This window comes from Myxococcus vastator (assembly GCF_010894475.1).
Lineage (GTDB): Bacteria > Myxococcota > Myxococcia > Myxococcales > Myxococcaceae > Myxococcus > Myxococcus vastator.
Genome location: NZ_JAAIYB010000511.1, coordinates 1 through 5,656, shown reverse-complemented (window position 1 = coordinate 5,656; position 5,656 = coordinate 1). Strand labels below are relative to the sequence as shown.

The window sequence follows — 5,656 nt, the reverse complement described above, 5'->3', positions numbered from 1 at the left end:
CGCCTCCACCCCACCATCCGCCTTCGGTGCAACCTAAGGAGGAGGGAAGGCCAGGGGAAGCGGGCCCGACGGCGGACTACTTCTTCTGCGCGATGATGCGGTTCACCGCTGCACGGTCCTCGGCGCTGATGCGCTCACGAGGCGACGAATCCTTGTCTCCGGCGACGGCGTCCTTGGCGTCCTCGTACGCGTCCTCCAGCCCGTCCTTGAGCCGATCAACCGCGGACGGGTTCACCGAGCGGCTCCACGCCCGCTCCATGTGGTTCAACGGCGTGCGGCCATCCACCTTGCCCGAAGCCAGGAAGACGCCGAGCCCCACCGCACAGCACGTCCAGACGATGAACTTCAATGCGTTCACGCTCACAGCCTCCTACCTCTTCGTACATCGAAAGCGCGGGCGTGGCCAGTTTCCGACCGCGGCGGTGTCCAATGCGCTGACAGCGCGGGGTGGGGCCTTTAATGTCCGCGCGCTTGCAACCCGAAGAACTCTTTCAGGCGGCCCGTGAGCGGGCGGCGCAGCTGGACGTAGGGCGTGGCGACGCGGCGGTGGAGCGGGTGCGCGCGGCGGCCTCGGCCCTCTTCGTCCGTATCCCCGAACCGCCGGTGTACCGCCGCGCGGAGGACCCTTCCCGCAAGGCCGCCCAGGCCCTGCTCCCCGAAGTCGAGCGGGTGCTGGCGGAGGCGCTGGCCGCGGGGCGGGATGGCTCGGCGGTGGCCCCGCTGGAGAAGCTGGTGGCCGCGCTGCTGGCCCACGGCGAGGCGCTCTGCCACACGGCGGCCGGACGGCTGGAGGCCGCGGAGACGGCCTGGCGCCGGGCGCAGGAGCTGGAGCGCGCCGCGCACCCGACGCGCCACCTGGTGACGTCGCCGCCGCGTCCGCCGCCGGTGTTCGACAAGGGCTCGCGCGTGTCGCGGTATGACCCGCGCAACGCGCCCCAGGCGAACGTGAAGCTGGTGTGCCCGAACATGGGCTGCAAGCGGGTGGGGGACTACGCGTTCCTCACCAGCCACGCCTACAACCGCTTCATCTGTCCGGTCTGCCGCACGCCCTTCCTGGCGTACTTCGGCGAGCTGCGCGGACTGGAGGTGGAGGTCGGCCGCAGCTCCAAGCGGTACTTCTTCACGGTGGACGAGGTCGGCACCACGGGCAGCACGCGCATCGAGTTCGAGGAGGCCAGCGGCCAGGAGTTCCCCTCCGCGCGGCGCGACTTGCTGGCCTTCGTCTACACGGAGGCGCGCGAGCTGAAGGCGGTGGTGAACCTCACCAACCAGCGGCTCATGTGGGTGAGCCCGGCGTCCTCGTGCTTCGTGGCCACGGTGGCGTTCGGCGACGGCGCGCCGGAGCTCGTGGCCTTCCGTGCCTATCGCGACGACGTGCTGCGGAAGAGCGCGCCGGGCCGGGCGTTCATCCGGGGCTACTACCAGTGGGGCCCTGACGTGGCGGCGTGGGTGTCGCGGCGCCCGGTGGCCCGTGAGGGTGTGCGGTGGGCGCTGCGGCGGGTGCATGGCCGCCTGACGAGGAGTGGATTCCAGTGACGGAAAGCATCGGGGCGCCGCCTCCGGCGCCGAAGAAGGCGGGCGCCGGAACGAAGGTGGTGCTGGGGCTGTTGGGGGCGCTCGGCGTGGGCGGCGTGGTGTACCTGGGCGTGCTGGAAGCGCAGCGGGCCCGGTTGGTGCCGGATGGGACATCCGCGCCGTCCATGGAGATGGCGCGCCATGGCGGCGGCACGCTGAAGCTGGAGGACCTGAAGGGCCAGGTGGTGATGCTGGACTTCTGGGCCACCTGGTGCCCGCCGTGCCGTGAGGAGATGCCGGCGCTGGTGAAGCTGGCCAAGGAGTACGAGCCGCAGGGGCTCGTCTTCGTCGCGGCCAGCCGGGATGACGGAGACCGCGCGCCCAGGCTGGTGGAGGCCTTCATGCGCAACCACCTGCCGGACCTGGCGCCGTACGTGGTGTACGCGGACGACAACGTGGCGCGGGCCTTCCAGGTCAGCGCGCTGCCGACGCTCTACTTCCTGGACCGCGAGGGCAAGGTGATGGACGCGCAGCGCGGCGCGCTGTCCGAGGACGGCATCCGCCGCCGCATCGAGCGCGCGCTCAAGCAGCCCTGAGCCGCTTCAGCGCGCCGCCCTCCCTCCTCAGGGCTTCTTCTCCGGCGGCGCGGCCGGGACGACGGTCTCCTTCTTCTCCGTCTCCACCTCCGAGCGAACGAGCCGGAAGTCGACGCGCCGGTTCTTCGCGCGGCCCAGCGCCGTGTCGTTGGTGGCAATCGGGTTGTTGAAGCCGAAGCCCTTGGAGCTGAGGCGCTTGCGCGCGATGCCCTTCGCCACCAGGTAGTCGAGCACGGACTTCGCGCGGCGGTCGGACAGGCCCATGTTGAGGGCGCGCGAGCCGCGGTTGTCGGTGTGGCCTTCGATGAGCACGGGGCCCAGCGTCGGGTTCTTCCGCAGCACCGTCGCCACCTCGTCCAACAGCGGGTAGGAGCGCTTCTGGATGACGGCGGAGCCCGTCTCGAAGAGCACGTTGCCCTTGATGCGGATGCGGTCCGATTCAACGACGACGTAGGGCGGTGAGTCGAACGGGCAGCCGTTGTTCTCCGGCGGGCCGAACTCCTCGGGGCAGTCGTCCTCGTTGTCGGGCACCTCGTCGCCGTCGGTGTCCGGGCAGCCGTCGTAGTCCTTCGGGCCGGGCTGGTACGGGCACTTGTCGAGCGCGTCGGGGATGCCGTCGCCGTCCGCGTCGTTTTCGTCCTCCGGGCAGCCCTTGTTGGACTTGGGGCCCGGCTTGTCGACGCAGGCGTCCTCGCCGTCGACGACGCCGTCGCCGTCCGTGTCGTGGTTCGGGTCCGGGCAGCCCTTGGTGTGCTTGGGGCCCTTCTCGTTGGCGCAGCCGTCCTCACCGTCCGGAATCCCGTCGCCGTCGTTGTCCGGGTCGGGGCAGCCGTCGCCGTCCTGGAAGCCGTCCTTGTCCTCGGGCTCGTTGGGGCAGCGGTCGCGGATGTCGGGCACGCCGTCGCCGTCCGAGTCGACGAACGTCTCGTCGTAGCGCACCGCGAACATCACCCGCAGGGCCTCGCGGCCGTAGCCGCTGGACAGGTTGATGCCGCGGCCGACGTTCAGCTCCATGCCCCAGTTGCCCCAGACCTTCGCGCGGGCGCCCACCAGGGCCTCCCACGGCGTCTTGAGCGTGTCGGCCTGGTCGAAGTTGAAGGGGCGCACCAGCGGGGTGCCCAGGTGCATCTCCGCCACGGCCTCCACGTCCGTGAAGCGGCCCATGTTGGGCAGCTCGGCGATGGCGCCGGCGCCCAGCGTCAGCTCGTCGTCAACGAGCAGGTTGAGGTACTGCGCATGGGGCCGCAGCCGCACACCCACGTTGCCGAGCACACGGATGGGCACGGGGAGGAAGGTGAACCGCTGCTCCAGCGCGACGCGAGGCGCCCAGAGCACGCCGCGCTCGCCGGTGAAGCTGGAGGCGCTGCCCGTGGGCAGCCGGACCTCGGCGACGAGCGACACGCCCACCGGGAACGTCTCGCGGTCCAGCAGGTGGACGCGCGGCAGCAGGCGGATGTCGCCCAGCGTGGTGCGGCCCACGCCCGCGGCGCCCGGGAAGTTGGGGGCGTCCAGCGCGTCACGCAGCAGCTGGAAGTTGTCACCCTGGAGCAGCGTGACGGGCAGGTCCACCGCCAGCTCCAGGCGCTCATGGAGCTGATAGGCGAACAGCAGGTGCGCATCGAGTCGGTAGGGCAGGAGGTCGCCCAGCTTCTCGTCGCCCAGCTTCAGGGAGAGGATGCGCCAGTTGAAGTCGAACAGGAGCGCCGCGCGGAAGCTGCCCACGGGCAGCGCGTTGCTCGTGCCTTCCAGCGCGATACCACTGTGCTGGGCGGCGGTGGCCTTGACGGGAACGGCGTCGAACCCGCGGGCGAACGGGTCGTGGTCGGCGTGCGCAGCCACCGAGGCCAGCAGCAGGCCCAGGACGGCGAGTCGGGTGGCTGAGCCACGCAAGCTGATGCCTCGCATGTTTCAGGCTCTTAGCACCCGACTCCGGAGGGTGGAAGGAAATGACCCACCCCCCGGCACCGTTGATTACAGCCGGGTGTTATTTCTCCATGAACTGCTGCGCGGGGATGACCTGGATGGCCTCCGGGCGCAGGGGCAGCTTGGACGCGGAGATGGCCTGGTCCTGCGTCAGCAGCGCCTCCGGCTTGGGGGACGCGTAGGTGATGGGTGACGGCGCACCGGAGCGCAGCGCCTGGGCGAGCCCCTCCGCGTCCTCGGTGACGAAGGCGAAGTTGAGGGCCTCGGGCTGCACGCGGCGGCGGAGCGCCTCCTGGACGGACTTCGGCGTCATCTTCGACATGGCCTGGCGGTACTGCTCCAGGAAGTCGGGCGTGCCGTAGAAGCGCCCGTCAATGGCGTAGCCCAGCCGACGCTGGTCCGTCTGCTCCCACAGGCGGGTGTAGCCTTGGAGGAAGCCGCGCATCAGCTCGAAGCGCTCCTGGGGGATGCCCTCCTCCACCATCTGGTCCAGGAAGAACACCGCGCCGCGCGTGGCGAACACGCCCTGGGTGGGCACCACGGGGCGAAGCCACAGGGACACGTCTTGCTGGGTGCGCGCGATGTTGGTGCGGTTGTACGTGGTGCCGGGCGACTCGATGAAGTGCTCGGCGTAGGCGTAGTCGCCGTAGTTGAGGCCGCGCTTCTCGCGCAGCTCGGTGAAGAGCACGCCAATGGACTGGCGGTGCTCGCCCAGGTTGGACATGGCGAAGGCCACCGGGAAGAAGTCCGGGTCTCCGCGGCGGATGGTGCTGACGAAGCCCATGCTGACGGCGGTGGAGAGCGTGGGCTTCTGGATGATGACGGTGCGGCCGGCCGTCGTCGGCACGGCGGGCATCGCCACGCGCGGCGCGCCCTTCGCGGGCAGCGCGGACAGGCGCGAGCGGAGCGTCTGCGCGAGCGCTTCATCCACCCCGCCCGCCAGGCCGATGACGAGCCTGTCCTGCGTGAAGACGCGCTGGGCGTGGGCCTTCACGTCGTCCAGCGTGAGGGCCTTCAGCCCCTGCACGGTGCCGCCGGTGAAGTGCGCGTAGGGGTGGCCCTCGTAGATGAGCGCGTCCAGCGCGGCCTTGCCCAGCGCCTCGTCGTTGGCGCTGCGCAGGCCGTTCTCCACGTCGCTGATGGCGTTGGCGCGCAGGCGCTCCAGCTCTGCGGCGTCCAGGCGCGGGGCCAGGAGCACGTCGGTGAAGAGGTCCTGGAAGCGCGCCAGGAAGTCCTTGTGGACGCGGCCGGAGAACGTCGTGAACTCCTTGTCCACGAAGACGTCCAGCTCCGCGGCCATGGGGTACAGGGCCTCCAGGAGCTGCGAGGAGGTGAGCTTCTGCGTGCCGCCCTCCGCCATGAGCCGCGCGGTGAGGGCGGTGAGGCCCTCCTTGCCCTTCGGGTCGTCCACGGAGCCGGTGTGGAAGACGAGCCGGAAGGAGACGATGGGCGAGTCCGGCCGCGCCAGGACGACCAGCTCCATGGGCTCGGGCTGGCGCAGCGGCGTCGCGGGCACGGCCTCCGGGCTGTCTCTTTTACACATCTGACCCTGCGGACGAAGCAAGAAGTGTGAAGTTAGGTGGTGGCCGAATCATTAAAAAAAAAAAAGTACACATTAAAGT

At 70.1% G+C, this 5,656-nt stretch carries 4 protein-coding genes and 1 pseudogene; 2 read left to right on the top strand and 3 right to left on the bottom strand.

The features are described 5' to 3' along the window. Positions 1–76: 76 nt before the first annotated feature. The gene (locus tag G4D87_RS32705; RefSeq protein WP_163786608.1) at positions 77–364 is read right to left on the bottom strand and encodes a hypothetical protein; all 288 of its coding nucleotides are present in this window, start codon (positions 362–364) and stop codon (positions 77–79) included. Positions 365–459: 95 nt separating this feature from the next. On the opposite strand from G4D87_RS32705, the gene G4D87_RS32700 reads away from it, so the two are divergent. Continuing rightward, on the top strand, positions 460–1,536 hold the full coding sequence (locus G4D87_RS32700) for a CFI-box-CTERM domain-containing protein (protein ID WP_163786607.1): 1,077 nt from the start codon (positions 460–462) through the stop codon (positions 1,534–1,536). Continuing rightward, entirely contained in the window at positions 1,533–2,111 is a 579-nt protein-coding gene (locus tag G4D87_RS32695; protein ID WP_163786606.1) for a TlpA family protein disulfide reductase, read from the top strand. Before G4D87_RS32700 ends, G4D87_RS32695 begins: the two co-directional genes overlap by 4 nt. Positions 2,112–2,138: 27 nt before the next feature. On the opposite strand, the gene G4D87_RS32690 is transcribed toward G4D87_RS32695, so the two are convergent. Both G4D87_RS32690 and G4D87_RS32685 read right to left on the bottom strand, forming a co-directional pair. Further along, positions 2,139–4,016, bottom strand: coding sequence for an OmpA family protein (locus G4D87_RS32690; RefSeq protein ID WP_163786605.1), 1,878 nt, complete (start codon positions 4,014–4,016; stop codon positions 2,139–2,141). Positions 4,017–4,095: 79 nt separating this feature from the next. Further along, positions 4,096–5,559 (bottom strand): annotated as a pseudogene (locus G4D87_RS32685) (M16 family metallopeptidase); the annotation flags it as partial. Between the last annotated feature and the right edge of the window lie 97 nt (positions 5,560–5,656).